10 protein-coding genes and 1 tRNA gene are annotated in these 13,169 nt (G+C 59.1%); 7 read left to right on the top strand and 4 right to left on the bottom strand.

Features of this window, described 5'->3' with window-relative positions:
* Nucleotides 1–3: 3 nt before the first annotated feature.
* From VNL17_05655 to ppdK, 3 genes are all read right to left on the bottom strand, one after another.
* Nucleotides 4–522: an adenine phosphoribosyltransferase gene (locus VNL17_05655; protein HXI83559.1), complete on the bottom strand. Its 519-nt coding sequence runs from the start codon at nt 520–522 to the stop codon at nt 4–6.
* A gap of 84 nt (nt 523–606) precedes the next feature.
* A complete protein-coding gene (locus VNL17_05650) occupies nt 607–1,461 on the bottom strand; it encodes an RNA polymerase sigma factor RpoD/SigA (GenBank protein HXI83558.1) in 855 nt (284 codons plus the stop codon).
* Between the two features lie 222 nt (nt 1,462–1,683).
* On the bottom strand, nt 1,684–4,452 hold the full coding sequence (gene ppdK, locus VNL17_05645; protein HXI83557.1) for a pyruvate, phosphate dikinase: 2,769 nt from the start codon (nt 4,450–4,452) through the stop codon (nt 1,684–1,686).
* A 227-nt stretch (nt 4,453–4,679) separates the two neighbouring features.
* Here ppdK and VNL17_05640 point away from each other — a divergent pair, with 227 nt between their 5' ends.
* The gene (locus tag VNL17_05640) at nt 4,680–4,889 is read left to right on the top strand and encodes a hypothetical protein (GenBank protein ID HXI83556.1); all 210 of its coding nucleotides are present in this window, start codon (nt 4,680–4,682) and stop codon (nt 4,887–4,889) included.
* A gap of 54 nt (nt 4,890–4,943) precedes the next feature.
* Here VNL17_05640 and VNL17_05635 read toward each other — a convergent pair whose 3' ends face one another.
* Complete coding sequence (locus tag VNL17_05635) at nt 4,944–6,488, bottom strand: glycosyl hydrolase family 28 protein (protein ID HXI83555.1); 1,545 nt, start codon at nt 6,486–6,488, stop codon at nt 4,944–4,946.
* Nucleotides 6,489–7,109: 621 nt separating this feature from the next.
* Here VNL17_05635 and VNL17_05630 point away from each other — a divergent pair.
* The 6 genes from VNL17_05630 (at nt 7,110) to VNL17_05605 (ending at nt 13,158) form a co-directional block, all read left to right on the top strand.
* Nucleotides 7,110–8,186: a S1/P1 nuclease gene (locus tag VNL17_05630; GenBank protein HXI83554.1), complete on the top strand. Its 1,077-nt coding sequence runs from the start codon at nt 7,110–7,112 to the stop codon at nt 8,184–8,186.
* Nucleotides 8,187–8,270: 84 nt separating this feature from the next.
* Nucleotides 8,271–9,338, top strand: a complete 1,068-nt coding sequence (gene proB / locus VNL17_05625; protein ID HXI83553.1) for a glutamate 5-kinase — start codon at nt 8,271–8,273, stop codon at nt 9,336–9,338.
* Nucleotides 9,339–10,583 carry a glutamate-5-semialdehyde dehydrogenase gene (locus tag VNL17_05620; protein ID HXI83552.1) on the top strand — a complete coding sequence of 415 codons (1,245 nt, stop codon included), beginning with the start codon at nt 9,339–9,341 and terminating at the stop codon, nt 10,581–10,583.
* The gene (locus VNL17_05615) at nt 10,580–11,899 is read left to right on the top strand and encodes a hypothetical protein (GenBank protein HXI83551.1); all 1,320 of its coding nucleotides are present in this window, start codon (nt 10,580–10,582) and stop codon (nt 11,897–11,899) included. The genes VNL17_05620 and VNL17_05615 overlap by 4 nt, the downstream gene beginning before the upstream one ends.
* A gap of 114 nt (nt 11,900–12,013) precedes the next feature.
* A tRNA-Gly gene (locus tag VNL17_05610) sits at nt 12,014–12,087 on the top strand.
* Between the two features lie 51 nt (nt 12,088–12,138).
* Nucleotides 12,139–13,158 (top strand): DUF1573 domain-containing protein, encoded by a 1,020-nt coding sequence (locus tag VNL17_05605; protein HXI83550.1) that lies wholly within the window; start codon nt 12,139–12,141, stop codon nt 13,156–13,158.
* Nucleotides 13,159–13,169 lie beyond the last annotated feature (11 nt).

Below are 13,169 nucleotides of genomic sequence, written 5' to 3'. Positions count from 1 at the left end.
CGCTCAATACACAATTGCGGCGAAGAGGGGGTAGTCTTTGAGGCGTTCGCGGCCTTTGAGGAAGGACAATTCAATCAGGAAATCGATCTCAACGATGTTGGCGCCGAGTTGCTTGACCAACGTCGCGGCCGCCATCGCGGTACCTCCCGTGGCGAGAAGGTCGTCGACAATAATGACATTGTCGCCCTTCTTGAGGGAATCGACGTGCATCTCGCTGGTCTCGCTGCCGTATTCGAGCGTGTAGCTGGTGACGACCGTCTTATAGGGAAGCTTGCCCTTCTTGCGGACGGGCACAAACCCCACCCCCAGCTTGTAGGCGACCGCGCCCGCGAAGATGAACCCCCGAGCATCGATACCAACTACCGCGTCAATCTTTTTACCCTTCTGGCGGTCCGCAAACGAGTCGACGGCGATGCGAAACAGCCGCCCGTCATGCAGAATGGGCGTGATGTCCTTGAACAGGATTCCCTTGATCGGAAAGTCGGGTACATCACGGACAGCAGCTTTCAATTCGTCATACATGGTGGTGGCTGCCTCAATGGTTCGCAAACATGTTTTTACTGGATTGGGCTACGGAAGGGAAGCCTGAATGTGATGAAGTGCGGACTAATTCCGCGAGATGGCCTTTGGCCGGTCCTGTTTTTCCATCACCCGACGGAGCTTGGTCAATGCAATGTTCTGGATCTGGCGCACACGTTCGCGCGTAACCTTGAATTTCCGGCCCACGTCCTCGAGCGTCTTCGGCTTGTTGCCGTCGAGCCCGAAACGCAGGTTCAGTATTTCGGCCTCACGCGGCTCAAGTTCCTCCAGGATGTCCCGCACCTCCTGCCGCAGCGTCTTGTCGCGCAGCAGTTCAAATGGGGTCAACGCGTTCTCATCGCCGACGATCTCACTGAACTCCGTCGCGTCATCCTCGCCAATCGGCGCATCGAGGCTGGCGGGGCGGATACTGATGGTGCGCAATTGCGCGACCTTCGCGCGCGGGATGCCAAGCACGTCGGCCAATTCCTGGTCGGTTGGCTCGCGCCCCAGCCTTTCGCTCAGTTTGTGCCCGGCCCGCTTCATCTTGCTGATCTTATCAACCAGATGCACCGGCAAGCGAATGGTCTTCGATTGGTTTGCCAGGGCACGCTTGATCGATTGCTTGATCCACCACGCGGCATAAGTTGATAGTTTGCCGCCCTTCTTGGGGTCGAAGCGCTCGACGGCTTTCATCAAGCCGATGTTGCCTTCGCTGATGAGATCGAGCAGCGGCAGGCCGAAATTCGAGTAATCGTGGGCAATCTTGACCACGAGGCGGAGATTGGCTTTGATCATCTGCGCCCGTGCCTGCTTGTCGCCCTTCTTGATACGCGCCGCCAGGCGTATCTCATCCTTGGGGGTCAGCAGGGCAATCTGCCCGATCTCGCGCAGATAGATCTTGATCCCATTCTCACTTTCTCTATCGCGGTCGATTACCATGTCTTTCTCACGCTAAAAAAACGCCCGGCCTTTTTGGTTCGCACCAAAACTATGCGGTCACTTTGCCCTACGCAAGAACTTTCAAACCGGATGCGCGATCGCACCAGTACCCTGAGCATAAGATGTTCGAACACGCTGTTTGGTTCAAAGCAGTAGTCGGGCCACAAAAAACAGGGCCGGGAATTCCACCGGCCCTGCGCTGGTTCTTCGATTTTCGCAAAACTAACTAATCTCACGACCTTTGGCGGCTTTCACATCCTTGAGAACCGCTTGCGCTGCCGCCAGGCGCGCGATGGGAACGCGGAAGGGGCTGCAACTCACATATGTGAGTCCGATGCGATGGCAGAACTCCACCGAGGAGGGTTCGCCGCCGTGCTCGCCGCAAATGCCGAGCTTTATACCGGGGCGGGTTTTGCGCCCCTTCTCAATGGCGATCTGCATAAGCTGGCCGACGCCCGTCTGGTCAATCGCCTCGAACGGATTGCGATTGACGATTTCCAGTTCCTGGTATTGTGGCAGGAATGAACCGCTATCATCGCGGCTCATGCCAAGCGTGGTCTGCGTCAGGTCGTTGGTGCCAAAGCTAAAAAATTCCGCGTCCTTGGCAATCTCGTCGGCGCAGAGCGCACCGCGTGGGATTTCGATCATCGTGCCGACCAAATAGTTGATCCGGGATTTCTTCTCTCCCATGACCTGCTTGGCGGTACGATGGACGATCTCCAACTGGTTCTGCAGTTCCTTCGGGAAGCCGACCAGCACAATCATGATTTCGGGCTTCACGGGGATGCCTTCCTTCCGCACCTTGATGGCCGCTTCGATGATGGCGCGGGTCTGCATTTCGGTGATTTCGGGAAAGGTGATGCCGAGCCGGCAGCCGCGATGACCGAGCATCGGGTTGGCCTCATGCAACGCCGCCACGCGGGCGGCGACTTTCTCGGGACTGATGCCGAGTTTGTGCGCGGTCTCGCGCTGCATTTCGCCATCGTGCGGCAGGAATTCGTGCAGTGGCGGATCCAACGTGCGGATCGTCACGGGATGACCTTTCATCGCGCGGAAAATGCCCGCGAAATCGTCGCGCTGCAGCGGCAACAACTTCTGGAGCGCGGCCACGCGAGCTTCCCTTGTTTCGGCGAGGATCATCTCGCGCATGGCATAAATACGGTCGCCTTCGAAGAACATGTGTTCGGTGCGACATAAGCCGATTCCCGCCGCGCCGAATGCGACGGCATTGGCCGCCTGATCAGGCTGATCGGCATTCGTGCGGATACCCAGCCGGCGGATTTTGTCGGCCCATTTCATCAGCTTGTCGAACCGCTGATAGGTCGGGGCCTGCCTGGGGTCGAGTGTCTTGGCGATGAGTACTTGCGCGACTTCGCTCGGGGCGGTCTTGAGTTCGCCCTCATAAACTTCGCCGAGCGTGCCGTCGATGGAGATGAAGTCACCCTCCTGGATCGTGCGGCCACCGACGTTCATGACCCGCGCCGTGTAATCCACCACGATATCGGCCGCGCCGCACACGCAGATTTTGCCCATCTGACGGGCCACCAACGCCGCGTGCGACGAAACGCCGCCGCGCGCCGTGAGAATACCTTCGGCGGCAATCATGCCCCGCAAATCTTCCGGGCTGGTTTCCACACGGCAGAGCAACACGCGTTCGCCCTTGTGGGCGCGATCCACAGCGTCTTCGGCGTTAAACACCACCTTGCCGGAGGCAGCGCCAGGGCCTGCCGCCAGGCCTTTGCAGAGTAAACGGCCCGCTTTCACCGCTGCGTCTCGGTCCTTGCGGTCGAAGATGGGCGCGAGCACCTGCGTGAGCGAATCCGCCGGCACGCGGCGAACCGCTTCCTTCCAGTCGATGACCTTTTCCTCCACCATCTCCACCGCGATACGCACCGCGGCCAGGCCGGTGCGTTTGCCGTTGCGGGTCTGGAGCATGTAGAGTTTGTTGTCTTCGACGGTGAACTCGAAATCCTGCATGTCCTTAAAGCGCGTCTCCAGGGTTTTGCAGACGGTCACAAGTTCGGCGTGCGCCTTGGGCATTTCCTGTTTCAATTTGGCAATCGGCTGTGGCGTGCGGGTGCCCGCGACGACGTCTTCGCCTTGCGCGTTGATCAGGTATTCGCCATAAAACACCTTCTCACCAGTGGCCGGATCGCGGGTGAACGCCACGCCTGTCGCGCTGGTGTCGCCGAGATTGCCGAACACCATCGTCTGGACGTTGACGGCGGTGCCCCATTCGTGCGGAATGTGGTACTTGCGGCGATAGACGATCGCTCGATCGTTCATCCACGAGCCAAACACGGCGCCAACGGAACCCCAGAGTTGTTTGACGGGTTCTTGCGGAAATTCCTTGCCCGTGCGTTTGCGAATCAGGTCCTTGAAGCGATCGACGAGGATGTGCAGTTCCTTGGCGCCGAGCTCCGTGTCCTCTTTCACGCCGACCTCGTGCTTGAGCTGTTCCATCACTTCGTCGAACGGTTCATGCTCGTCGCGGCCGGTGTTCTGGACGCCCATGACCACGTCGCCGTACATCTGGACGAAACGGCGATAGCAGTCCCACGCCCATCGCGCATTCCCCGACTTGCGGGCGACGACTTCGACGGTGTCATCATTCAGGCCGAGATTCAGGATCGTGTCCATCATGCCCGGCATCGATTCGCGCGCGCCCGAGCGGACGGAAACCAACAACGGATTCTGTTTGTCGCCGAACTTCTTGCCGGTGACACCTTCGAGTTTCGCGAGGGCCGCATTGACCTGGTCCGTTAGTGTCTTCGGATAGCTCTTCTTGTTCTCGTAATAGTAGGTACAAAGCTCTGTCGTGATCGTGAATCCCGGAGGGACGGGCAGGCCGATCCGCGTCATCTCATGCAGGTTCGCGCCTTTGCCGCCAAGCAACGCCTTCTGTGAGCCGTTACCGTCCGCTTTGCCGCCGCCGAAAAAATAAACGTACTTCACCGCTTTTTTGCCTGAACTTTTCGATTTCTTAGCCATGTTCGTAAGACTTCCTCTTGTGAGTTTGTACTGCCCAAAGGCAGGAACTGACCTCCAGCTAAACGGGGAGAAACTTAGCGTCAAAAGTTTACCAAACCCGCCCCCCCTGTCAACGTTCCTTTCCGCAAACTGCTAGCGCCATCGTCATTCGGACGGATAGGCTCTGTTGCCTTTGGACAAAGCTTGTGAGGCGGCTCAGATTCTGGTAACAACGCGAAATGAGAGTTATGGAATACAAGATCGCCACCGCTTCGTCCCCGGAGAGCCTGGTTGCCGAAGTGAACAAGCTTGTCAAAGACCGCTGGCAACCCTGCGGCGGAATGTGTGTGTCTCGTGAAACGGTCTCGGGAATCATGCAATCCTTCATGCAACCTATGGTTCGCGAGCCGAAAAAGCACGTGGGACGGTTGTTGCCCCAGCAGACTGCCGGTTCGTAGCGCAGGGCGTCTGGACTTTGGCAACGGGGTCAATTCTTGGCCCTCTTGGCGGCTCTAGGGCAGGTGCACATAGGAAGCCCCGGCTTGCACAGGCTTGACTCCGGTCGGCAGATTGTTCCCCGTAAGCGCGATTTCTTCGCCAGGCACACCACTCACTCCCACGAACACCGCCGTCCCCGGGTTAGGCCCTGCTGCGGTGATAAAGACGTGCTTGGTTTTCTCCAGTCCGATAGCGGCCAGCTTCGTTCCCGCGGGACCGCCGCTGAAACCACTGATAGAAAGATCCTCGACGCGCCCGGCATAGATAGCGTGTCGATCTTGCGGCGCTGCCTCAGTGTCCCAGATGACGCGCATATCACGCAGGTCCAGGCCGCGGATATTCGCGAAAATGAACGCTGCCGGCACGGGGCCATAATCCGCCTCCGGCGTAGCGGCGCGAATTTTGCCAACCCCGCGCGGTTTATGCTCTTTCGCGACCGTCTCGAATCCGGTGACGCGCATAAGGATATTGTGGAAGCTCAGGTTCTCCAGCGGGCGCTCCGGCCCGCCGGCGACCAGCACCCGGCCTTTGCCGCGGATACTGATGTCGCTGAAGCTCACGTCGCGGATGCGCCCCAGGGCCGAGCCTTCGCCGCGCCGTTCGAGGTCGAGGAAAATGGGATACTCCGACCGCGAACGTGTGCGGCCTGTTCGCGCATTCTCGAACGCGACCGACGTGTCGATCGTGATATTCGCGAAACGGATGCCTTCGACGAGCCCCCCGTCCTTGATGTACATCGCGATGCCGTACCGGGTCCCGGTGATCACGCAGTTCGCGAAAGTGCAATCCCGGAAATCACCCCAACTCGCCGTGCCCAGCTTGATCGCTGAGTCGTCGCTGATCAGGACGCAATTGGCCACGGTGACGTTTTCGCAGGCCTGCGCCGTCGTGGCCTCGGGACGTTTGTCCGTCTTCAGGCAAATCGCGTCGTCGCCTGTCTCGATGTACGAATCCGAGATGAACACGTTGCGGCTCGCATCCGGGTCGATGCCGTCCGTGTTCGGGCTGTCCATGTCGCTGATCATCGAAATACCGTGAATGTACACGCCGTCGCAGTTCCAGGGACGGATGCCCCAGCCGGGCGTGTTGCGAATCCGCACGTCGCGAATGTGCACGTTGCGGCAACCGACCAGTTCGATCAACGGGCTCGGGCGTTTTTCAATCGGCCTGAATTCGCGTCCCCAAAACGCGTCACCGTTGCCGTTGATCGTGCCGTCGCCCTCGATCGCGATGTTCTCGGCGTCCTGCGCGTAGATCAGATGGAACGGCTTGTAGTCTTCAATGCGCCGGCTGCCCCACAGCGTCGCGCCGGGCGACAGGTGGAGGGTCACATTGCTCTTCAGGACAATCGTTCCCGTCAGAAAGTTGCCGGGCGGGAGGTAAACCATGCCACCGCCGGCCTGCGCGCAGACATCGATGGCTTTCTGGATGGCGCCGCCGTCGTTGGTGACCCCATCGCCCCTCGCTCCATAGGACTTCGGGTCAAAAACCGAGCGCGGTAGTTCCGCCGCCAGGGCTGTCCACGACGCCAGGATGATCGCGATACCGACAAGTTTCATAAGAAGCCTTTCGCAGGAGCGCGCCAACACCCGGGCATTGTAGAAGGCGCTTCGGGCCTGTCCAGCCCTTAGACGCGCCAGCGGGCCTGCGTACCGGCCCGCCGTAGGCCTCCATGATTTGAGTTCGTTTTGGTCTCGCCGGCAGCCGAAACCCGCTATAAACCCCCTAAAATGGGTTCGTTTTTCGAAAACGAACCCATTTGCAAACGCTGCTGCAAACGGCATAAGTTCGTATGAATAAGATGGATACAGTACAAAATGTCCCGAAAATAAATGGGTTCGTTTCGCAGAAAACATGTTTTGGCGCCTCTCCCCGTCCGTTGTAGCTACGCTCCGTGGACGCGATTCGCCACACAGCGGCTTTGTCGGTGCTATCCATAAATCCACGCATGAATCCTAACTCAACCTCCCAAAACCCGTGAGTGAGCTTTGGAAGGTTTGGGAGCTTTGGAAGCTTTTTGGTTTACTTTCCCTTCGCCAAGGGCGGTCTTATAGCCCAGCCTCTCCTTGATCGTGTCGTGATTGACCGGGGGAGGCGTTCAGGGGTACAATGCCCACACAGGCAAGGTTCCGGGGCGGCTGTGCCCGAACCGCACAACCTCAGAAAAAGCAATTTTTATTATGATCAAAAGCATCAAACTCATGGCCGGTCTGTTTACCTGTTTTTGCCTTGTGGGCCCTGTATTGGCTTGGAACGGGGAAGGGCACATGGTCGTGGCGCAGATCGCCTATAACCATCTCGACGCTGCCGTAAAGGCCAAGTGCGACGCCCTCATCGCGGTGCCGGTCTATCACTCGAGTTCCGCCAACAGCAATTTTGTGACCGCGGCCTGCTGGGCGGACGATATTAAAAGTTTCACGTCGGCGTACAGTGACTCGCACTACATTGACATCCCTATCAGTCTCGATGGCTATCCGACCAACGGGGTTGTCAACGACCCATCCAATGTTGTCGTGGCTATCCGATCCTGCATTATCACATTGCAAGACCCAACTCAGTCGCTCAGCAACCAGGCCACCGCCTTGCGTTTTCTAATCCACTTCTGCGGGGACATTACACAGCCCCTCCATTGTTCCACAGGTGTGACTACTAACCAGCCTGCCGGTGACGCCGGTGGCAACAGTTTCAACCTTACCGGCACATGGAGTGAACTCCATGCTCTTTGGGATGCTGGCGGTGGCTATCTCTCTGACTCCGTGACGCGTCCGTTCACGGCCGCCAGCCAGGCCATCATCACCAACAAGGCCGCTGCCGTGGAAGCTGCCTACCCGTACAGCGCCAGTATCGGTTCGATTCCCGACCCGATGCCCTGGGCCTTGGAAGGACGGGGACTCGCAGCGACGGTATCCTATGTCGGGATCACCAACGGCACTTCTCCTACAGCCAGCTACCTCGCTACCGCTCAAAGCACCACCGTGCAGCGCATGGCCATTGGTGGCCAACGCCTCGCCAAGTTACTGAGCACGATCTACGTGACCAACGCTCCCGCTTTGACATCCGTGATCATCACCAATAGCCAATTCGGTCTTTCGTGGGGCTCTGTTTCGAGCAGGATCTACCGCGTTCAGTGGAAGCAACTGCCCACGGACGCGGCGTGGAACGATCTGACCGATATCACCGCGTCAGCCACCTCGGTTTCATTCGCCGACCCGGTCGCGCAACCGCAGCGATTTTACCGCGTCGTCGTGGTGAACTAGGCCCGCCGTTCGGTCCGGGAATTGTTGGGTAGCAGGCTCGGCTCCCAGCCACTCGACACATTCCCCAAACTCTGGTAAGCAATTATGGCTCTTATGAACCTCCGCAATGACATTCTCCGCAAGGTCAGCCGTATTGTGATCAAGCTCGGTACGGGCTTGCTCACCGATGCGCAGAACCGTCTTTCGTTGCCGCAGATCGAGCAGATCGTCGCGCAATTGGCCGCACTCCATGCGGCAAAGAAGCAGATCATCGTGGTTTCCTCGGGGGCCATCGGCGCGGGGATGTCGGAACTGGGAATCAAGCAGCGCCCCAAACGGCTCGATGAACTCCAGGCCGCGGCCGCCATCGGACAGAGCAAGTTGATGGCGGTTTACGACCGCTTATTCGGTAACTCCGGCATCACCGTCGCGCAGGTGCTACTCACACACGACGATTTGAAGAACCGCACGCGCCACCTCAACGCCCATAACACGCTTGCCACCTTGCTTGCCCGTGGCGTCGTTCCCATCATCAATGAGAACGACACGGTCGCGGTGGACGAGATCAAGTTCGGTGACAACGACCGGCTCGGCGCGTTGACCGCTACCCTCATCGATGCGGATCTACTGATCATCCTCTCGCACGTCGAGGGATTGTTGGACGAACAAAAGCGCGTCGTGGCGACCGTATCGGAGATACGCGAAATCGAATCGCTGGCGCGTGACACGGACCGCTTGACGAGCGTTGGCGGTATGAAATCGAAAATCGACGCCGCGAAGATCGCCACCCGCGCCGGTATCCCCCTCGTGATTGCGAACGGCAACCGCGCGCATGTCGTGCGGGACGTGCTGGCCGGGGAGGAAGTTGGAACGATCTTCCTGCCGCACGCGGACAAGCTGGCAAGCCGTAAACGCTGGATTGCGTTCTTCCAACATCCTGCGGGTAAGGTAGTTGTGGATGAAGGCGCAAGGGAGGCGCTCTGTGAGAATGGCAAGAGCTTGCTGGCCAAGGGCATTGTCTCGACGGAAGGCGAGTTTGCGGAAGGCGACGTCGTCAGTATCTGCGACAAAAATCAGGTTGAATTTGCGCGCGGCCTGGCGAAGGTTGGCGGCATCCTAATCAAGTCCGCCACTGGCGTGGTGATTCATCGGGACGACATGGTGATTCTCTAAATGGACCTGAAGCAACAAATTCGAGCGTTGGCCGAGCGTTCCCGCGACGCCTCGCGCGCATTGGCCAAACTCGACGCGCTAAAGAAAAACTCGCTGCTCTACGCGATGGCGGATGGGATTGAAAAGTCCACCGCCCGCATCCAGGCCGCCAACGCGAAGGACATCGAAGCCGGTAAGAAAGCCGGTCTCTCGCCGGCCATGCTCGACCGTCTGACACTCACCGACAAGCGCATCAGCGAAATGGCCAAGGGCGTGCGTGAGGTCGCCGCGTTACCGGATCCCGTCGGTAAGACCATCAGCGAGTGGACCCGCCCGAACGGAATCCGCATCCAGAAAGTGCGCGTGCCCATCGGCGTCATCCTGATCATTTACGAGTCCCGCCCGAACGTCACCGCGGACGCCGGTTGCCTCTGCTTCAAGACCGGTAATGCCGTGATCCTGCGCGGTGGTTCGGAGGCCATCCATAGCAATCTGGCCATCGCCGATGCGATGAATGTCCCCGGCCTGCCGGCGAACAGCATCAGCGTGGTCCCCACGACCGACCGCGCGGCCATCGACGAATTGCTCCAACTCGACGAGTTGATCAACCTCTGCATCCCACGCGGCGGGGAAGGGCTGATCCGCGCCGTCGCGGAAAAATCACGAATTCCCGTCATCAAACACTACAAGGGTGTTTGTCATGTTTACGTCGACCGTGATGCCGATTTCGACATGGCGGAGAAAATTGTCGTGAACGCCAAATGCCAGCGTCCCGGCGTCTGCAACGCCGTCGAGACGCTGCTTATCGACGAGAAAATCGCCGACCAGTTCCTCCCACGCATCGCCAGATCTCTCGCCGAGAAGAAAGTCGAACTGCGGGGAGATGAACAGACCCGAAGTCTCGTGTCAGGTGTGAAACCCGCAACCGAAGACGACTGGTATGCCGAGTACCTCGAACTTATCCTCGCTGTCCGTGTGGTCAACGGAGTAGGGGAGGCCATCGACCACATCACGAAATACGGCTCGGCCCACAGCGATGCCATCGTCACGGCCAACAAGGCAACAGCGGAGAAATTCCTCCGCGAAGTGGACAGTTCCAGCGTGTTCTGGAATGCCAGCACGCGCCTCGCCGACGGCGGTCAGTACGGCTTCGGCGCCGAGATCGGCATCTCCACGGATAAGCTCCACGCCCGCGGCCCGATGGGCCTGGAAGAATTGACCAGCTACAAGTTCGTTGTCGTCGGCGACGGCCAGTTGCGCGAATGACGACTGAAGTTACAGCATTGCAGCGGGCGCAGTATGTCCGTGACCAAATGCCCGCGCACGGGATGTTTACCGGCGCGACATGGCGCATCTCCCCGGAAGCTTTCCCGATTTCGCAGGAACTCGTGGCGAAGCTCGAAGCGCTCGGTCCCCAACTGCTGGCCTTCTACCGCGCCTGTAACGTGATGTACCGCCACAGCGTGCAGGGCAAGTTGCCGCCCTGGATCGCGGAGTATCTTGATGCGGGCAAGCCGAAGGAACTCATCGAATTGTCGCGGCGCGAGCGGTTCAAGAGCCACGTCCCCCGCGTGATCCGTCCGGACGTGATTCTCACCAATGACCACTTCTTCATCACCGAACTCGATTCCGTGCCCGGCGGGATTGGCCTAACGGGCTGGCTCGGCAAGACATACACGGAGCTGGGCGATGCGGTCGTGGGCGGCGCGCACGGGATGATGGAAGGGTTCGATGCGATGCTGCGCGCGGAAGCGAAGAGCGAAGAACCTGTGGCCGTCGTTGTGGTCTCTGAGGAGGCGGCAGCGTATCGGCCTGAGATGGAGTGGCTCGGCCAGCAAATTGGCTTCCGGGTCGTGCGACCGGAAGAATTGGTGAATTTGGACAAGACAGCAGTCGTCTATCGCTTCTTCGAATTATTCGATTTGCCGAACATCCCGAACGCGAACGTGCTGACGGAAGCCGCCGTGCATGGGCAAGTGGCGGTGACACCGCCTTTCAAGCCCCAACTCGAAGAGAAAATGTTGTTCGCCTTTCTTTGGATGGAGCAATTGCGACCGTTCTGGCGCGAACACCTTGGCGAACAAAACCTGGCGGCTTTGCGTGAAGTCTTCCCCTATACGTGGATCGTTGACCCAACGCCATTGCCGCCCCACGCGGTGATTCCCGAACTCGGCATTCACGATTGGCGCGAGATGGGCAGGTTCTCGCAGAAGCAGCGCGAGTTGGTCCTGAAAATCTCGGGCTTCAGCGAACACGCCTGGGGCAGCCGCGGTGTGTATGTGGGTCACGATTTGCCCGCCGGCGAATGGGCGGAAGCCATTGACCAGGCGCTGGCTGGTTTCGCGACGCATCCCTTCATCCTCCAGCGCTTCGAAAAATCAAAGCTCTTCGAGGCGCAGTACATCGATTTCGAGGCGAACGAAGTGCGGACGTTTGGCGCGCGGGTGCGGCTCTGCCCGTACTACTTCGTGGTGGGCGACGACGCGAAGCTCGGTGGCATCCTGGCCACGGTTTGCCCCGCCGATAAAAAAATCCTCCACGGCATGCCCGACGCGGTCATGGCGCCATGCCGCCTCCAGTAGGCGGATTTCCCTCTGAAGTTGTAGGCCGCGTGCCCCCACGCGGCGGGGTTCGGTGTTTTCAACGGCCTCTTGACGCTCCACCGATTGCCAGTGTACCTTGGCGGCGCGTTCGATGCGGGCGTAGCATAGTGGTAATGCGCCAGCCTTCCAAGCTGGTGAGGTGGGTTCGATTCCCATCGCCCGCTCCAACCCGCGCCGTAATTGACCCGCTTTACCAAAGAAGGTATAGAATGCCCGCCATGAATCATGCATACCGCTGGGGGTTGTTGGCGGCGCTACTGGGTGGAACGGCCGTCCGCGCGGAAGGCACGCCGAAAATCCAGTTCGACCGCACAAGCTACGATTTTGGCGTGACCTCGCTCGTTGAATCGGTGACTGGGACATTTACCTTCCAGAACACCGGTGACGCCGACCTGGAGTTGGAGAAACCCAAACCAAGCTGTGGCTGCACGGTGGCCAGCTTCACATCGGAGAAGTTGCGGCCCGGGGAAAAGGGGGAGCTGGTGTTCACGATCCAACTCGGTACGGCAGCCCACCAGCGCTTGTCGAAACTGATCACCGTCTCTTCCAACGATCCGGAGCATCCCGTTCTGCAATTGGGGATCATGGTCCAAACCAAATCGGTGCTGACCGCAGAACCGCCGTCGATCAACCTGGGCACACTGCGGTTGGGCGCGGTCACAAATGCCACCGTGATGATCCGTCGCAACGACGGCAAGAAATTGACGATCACCAAAGTCGAAGCCTCCAGCGACCTGATGGCCGCCACGGCCAAACCCACGGGAGACGGGGACCCGCAGGCGGCGCGTCTTCAGGTTGAATTCAAAGCGACGGGTCTTCCCCGTCGTTTCAGCGAACAGATTCGCTTGTCCACCGACGACTCGGTTGGGGCCGTCCTGACAGTTTTTGTCAGCGCCCGGCTACTGGGTGACATTGAATTGGAGCCGGAGACGCTGTCTTGGGGGATGCCGGACCCGACCAATTGGAAGGACGAAGACACGGAGGTCATCCTGTCACGGAGCATCATCATCACCTCCCGGCAAACCGAGCGGCCGCTGCTGTTGCGGAACGTTTCCTGCAGCCGTAAGGAGGTTGAGGTCAAGCTTGTGACCCTGCAAAAGGGCCAGGAGTATGAAATCGTGGCGACGTTGCCGAAGCGGCTCACGAAGACCCTGGAAGGCACCATCAACTTCGAGACGAATCTACCGAGCCTGCCAAAGGTCGAAGTGCCGCTGACCATCAGCGTTTGGACCCCGTAAAAGAGCTGTCC

The organism is Verrucomicrobiia bacterium (assembly GCA_035577545.1).
Lineage (GTDB): Bacteria > Verrucomicrobiota > Verrucomicrobiia > Palsa-1439 > Palsa-1439 > Palsa-1439.
This window is presented reverse-complemented; position numbering and strand designations above follow the sequence as displayed.

Excerpts from the sequence above, each read along its gene's own strand:
- VNL17_05655 (HXI83559.1), bottom strand. The coding sequence starts at position 522 with ATGTATGACGAATTGAAAGCTGCTGTCCGTGATGTACCCGACTTTCCG.
- VNL17_05650 (HXI83558.1), bottom strand. The coding sequence starts at position 1,461 with ATGGTAATCGACCGCGATAGAGAAAGTGAGAATGGGATCAAGATCTAT.
- ppdK (HXI83557.1), bottom strand. The coding sequence starts at position 4,452 with ATGGCTAAGAAATCGAAAAGTTCAGGCAAAAAAGCGGTGAAGTACGTT.
- VNL17_05640 (HXI83556.1), top strand. The coding sequence starts at position 4,680 with ATGGAATACAAGATCGCCACCGCTTCGTCCCCGGAGAGCCTGGTTGCC.
- VNL17_05635 (HXI83555.1), bottom strand. The coding sequence starts at position 6,488 with ATGAAACTTGTCGGTATCGCGATCATCCTGGCGTCGTGGACAGCCCTG.
- VNL17_05630 (HXI83554.1), top strand. The coding sequence starts at position 7,110 with ATGATCAAAAGCATCAAACTCATGGCCGGTCTGTTTACCTGTTTTTGC.
- proB (HXI83553.1), top strand. The coding sequence starts at position 8,271 with ATGGCTCTTATGAACCTCCGCAATGACATTCTCCGCAAGGTCAGCCGT.
- VNL17_05620 (HXI83552.1), top strand. The coding sequence starts at position 9,339 with ATGGACCTGAAGCAACAAATTCGAGCGTTGGCCGAGCGTTCCCGCGAC.
- VNL17_05615 (HXI83551.1), top strand. The coding sequence starts at position 10,580 with ATGACGACTGAAGTTACAGCATTGCAGCGGGCGCAGTATGTCCGTGAC.
- VNL17_05605 (HXI83550.1), top strand. The coding sequence starts at position 12,139 with ATGAATCATGCATACCGCTGGGGGTTGTTGGCGGCGCTACTGGGTGGA.